Genomic DNA, 3,044 nt, shown 5'->3' with positions numbered 1-3,044 from the left:
TATATCCATTAATTTCCTTTAAAGTCTATTTTAAAAGCTCTAGGGGAAGTCTGCGCTTTTTTAGCTACTTATATAATAAGTTTTCATAGTAAAAATAATGCAGATAAATGAACAAACATTAATTTTTGTAGTTAATATTGCGAAAGAAAAACATGTAGCAAGAGCAGAGGACTTTAGAGGAATTAAGCATGGTAAAACTCTTAGCTTTACCAACAAATAAAAGAGGCTTTGTTGAATTCTATAAATAATTTACTAAAATAAGCAAAAAATATGCTAAAGATAACGTTATAGCATGGAACCCACAGGATACTATGAGTTTTAGTAAAGTTTCTTAGATATAAAGGAATTAAAATAGTTATTATCAATCATATGCATGTCAAGAAAAGTAAAGAACTTTGATGATAATTTCCCGACCAAAAATGGCCGAAAATATGCGAGAGTAATCGTTCATAGCACTGTGCTGTAAGCTTATAAGAGTTCTTTACGCAATAGGAACAAAATGTGTTGAAATGGCATTAAAATCCAGAGATTGCATGTAATGCTGCTTAATAAACAGTAGCAAATATTTTTAGTTTAAGACAATAACTCACAAAATCTTAGAAAATGATCTTTGACAATATAAGGCTTAGAGTGTCGGTAGTATAAATCACAATTATGGCGATGACCATACAAAGAAGCATAACCGACATCCTCTAATTTCAATATTTCTTATTAATATAAATTTAATTCAAAGGTTTTATTTTGTTAATTTCAAAATACTAAGAATAAGTGAGTAAATTAAAGAAAATTAAAGATTATGGAAAGAAGTGATGACATGATAAATGATTTTGCAAAAAGAAATAAAATATTTCTATCAAATAGTAATTTTATGCTTTATATTATTGGCTATGTAATATCAGGTATTGGCACAAGACTTACGACGATAGCTATCTCAAGTAAAATATTGTATCTTACAAATAGTGGACTGTCTTTAAGTGCAACACTAATGCTTGAAGGGATACCGAGTTTTTTGCTAGGTTTGTTTGCTGGGAATGTAGTCGATAAGATGAGAAAAAAGAACATATTGATGATTTTATATATATTATTTGCTTTTACGTCTTTTGGATTGATATTTGCAAATGACATGAGCCTAATATACATAATTAGTTTTATAAACGGTATATTAACATCATTTGAATATCCCGCTAGAAGTTCGATTGTCCCGCTTTTGGTTGATAAAGACCATCTTTTAGAGGCAAATAGCATAAGAAGCAGTTTATCAAGTATAAATATGATAGTGGGGTATTCTATAGGTGGTATAATTGTTTCGATATTTGGGAATGATATATCTTTTTTAATAGATAGTCTTACATTTATCATAATTGCGATTTTAATTGCCTTTATTAGATTAGATGAAAAGGCTCAAGAAGATAAAAGTGAGAATATATTTGATGATGTTTCAAAAACAATCAGCAATATGGCAAATGAAGTAAAGCAAGGAATAGGATTTATCAAAGGCAGCATGGTAATAAGACAAGTGATAAATCTTAATCTATTGAGTACGCTTATAATAAGTATGCAAACGCCACTTGTGTATATTTTTGTTAATAACTACCTAGGTGGGGAGAAATTGCTTGCAGCAAGAAGTGGTATGCTTTTTTCGTTAGCAGGTGTTGGAGGGGTTATTGGAGGTATATTGATAAATTCAATAGGAAAGAAATTTAATAATATTTCAATTATGACGACTGTACTGCTTTTTGATGGAATTACTCTTATTGCATTTTCAAACAGCAAAATATTTTTATTATCATCAATACTTTTTACCTTCTTAGGCATAATATTTGTAGTGTTTGAAACACTTACAGATACGATAATACAAGAAAATACTAATGACGATAATAGAGGCAAAGTTTATGGATTTTTAGGTTCATTAGTCGATCCTTTATCGATAATATCCTTAGGAATAGGTGGCGCTTTAACAAATGTATTTAGCGCAAAGGTAATTTTTATACTATGTGGAATTGCAGAGATTACTGTAGCGCTTATATATAAAACATATAATAGGGTTAAATCAATTAATTAATTTTATATAAATTTTATTGATTTTTATACTTAGAACATTTTAATTAAAAATTGCCACAAAAATTGTAATTATTTATAATAGGTTAGCTATTCTTATAGTAGATAGTCATTTTATAAATATACTTAATATAATGAGTTATACATGCAAGCATGCTCCGCTTTTAGTCTCGCAGAAAAGAGAACTATACCAGTAGTATAAGCTATTAAAATATTAAAAAGGAATGTGCCTTTTAAGGATGTAAGTAGTTTTATCACCTATTTTAACCTTTTTAGAATAGGACATAGCCATTTAATCCTGGCAGCTCTGCCTTTCTCCCTAGTTATACCATCATACTTCATTTTAAGAGAAGGGTCATAAGGGCAAGTAGGGATTCCATCAGAAGCAACATCAGGTTGAGGCAGATATTTTGAATTACGGTAATTTAGAGGGATAATAGGAATTATGCCATGTTCCTTAAAAAGATATCTATAATTATCAGAAGCATCAAAATCCGAATCACCCAAAAAATATTTAAGAGAGAAACCAGGATGAAGAGAAAAGAAATTATCAATGACAGGGATAAGACTTTTAGTATCATACTGATACTTAGATTCGTGAGCAGATTTAGCCGTATTAGGATTTAAAGAATTATCATCATAAAAATCAACATGACAAACAACACCTAAAGCATTGGTAACAATAGCAGTTTTGTGAGCATGACAATAGTGACCGTTAATATAACAGAATTTAGCATCAGGATTAGAAGAAGTGAATTTAGGCATTTTACTGCAGGCATACCTGTGAGCATTAAAGTCAGGATTAGACTTAGAGAATTTTTTAGCCTCACGGAAAAAAGAATCAAATAATTTAGGGTCATTCTCTCTGACATATGGTTCAATGCCGGCAATTGTTAAACAGCAAGATATTACATCCTGAAAAATAGAGATTAATTAAGCTGACTTATCCTAAAAAGTATAAAGATTAAACAATCACTAAACATTGT

General features: G+C 29.6%; 2 protein-coding genes. One reads left to right on the top strand and one right to left on the bottom strand.

What is annotated here, in order from left to right; translation table 11 throughout:
* The first annotated feature begins 796 nt into the window (after positions 1–796).
* A complete protein-coding gene (locus J2Z80_RS14845; protein WP_094397252.1) occupies positions 797–2,062 on the top strand; it encodes an MFS transporter in 1,266 nt (421 codons plus the stop codon).
* A 254-nt stretch (positions 2,063–2,316) separates the two neighbouring features.
* Here J2Z80_RS14845 and J2Z80_RS14840 read toward each other — a convergent pair whose 3' ends face one another.
* Positions 2,317–2,823: a hypothetical protein gene (locus J2Z80_RS14840; RefSeq protein WP_049774864.1), complete on the bottom strand. Its 507-nt coding sequence runs from the start codon at positions 2,821–2,823 to the stop codon at positions 2,317–2,319.
* Between the last annotated feature and the right edge of the window lie 221 nt (positions 2,824–3,044).

Origin of the sequence: Thermoanaerobacterium butyriciformans (assembly GCF_017874545.1) — a bacterium.
Lineage (GTDB): Bacteria > Bacillota > Thermoanaerobacteria > Thermoanaerobacterales > Thermoanaerobacteraceae > Thermoanaerobacterium > Thermoanaerobacterium butyriciformans.
The sequence above is the reverse complement of the archived record's forward strand: the minus strand, read 5'-3'. Positions and strand labels throughout refer to the sequence as shown.